A 617-nucleotide genomic window follows, 5' to 3' on the forward strand; every position below is an offset into this window, starting at 1 on the left:
AGAAATACGCTTCATCCCGGGCGTAATCCTCAATTGCTTTCGTAATGTTCTCTTTGGTTAACGATGTTACATGGATGTCAGGACATCCAAAGGGGAAATAATTTAGTTGTTCTTTATCCATACACAAATAATAAATATTGGGTGTCCAAAATGTTATCGTATAGGTAACTCCATCCTCCATATCAATAAACATATCAATACTATCATGATTGACATTGATATCATCATAATAAGGAGGATAGCAGATTTCGATAATCTTCATCTAGGCCATATCATCCTTCCCCTAATCACTATACATTCTACGTAGTTCCTTAATAACTTCTTTTTGCTTATTCTTGTCGACTTTGCTACGATATCAAATCCATCCATTCTTTCCACTCAATTACACCCAAGCGATAAATAAAAATAAGTAACAAATGTTTACTCATCTTGATTGAATTCATCTTGGTCTTCTTTAATTTCAGCCAGCATTTTATTCAGTTTCTTGATATCAAAACGACCGTTTTGTGCAATAAAATTAAACTTCAGCAGGCCTGTTGATTAACCAAATTACCCCATATCAAAATAATCGGGATTCTCCTAATAGAATACAATGAATCCGTAACTGCCACTCAACG

1 pseudogene is annotated in these 617 nt (G+C 34.2%); it reads right to left on the reverse strand.

The features are described from left to right. Positions 1–262, reverse strand: a pseudogene (locus PPOP_RS10490) (hypothetical protein); the annotation flags it as partial. Between the last annotated feature and the right edge of the window lie 355 nt (positions 263–617).

Origin of the sequence: Paenibacillus popilliae ATCC 14706 (genome assembly GCF_000315235.1) — a bacterium.
GTDB classification, from domain to species: Bacteria; Bacillota; Bacilli; order Paenibacillales; family Paenibacillaceae; genus Paenibacillus_B; species Paenibacillus_B popilliae.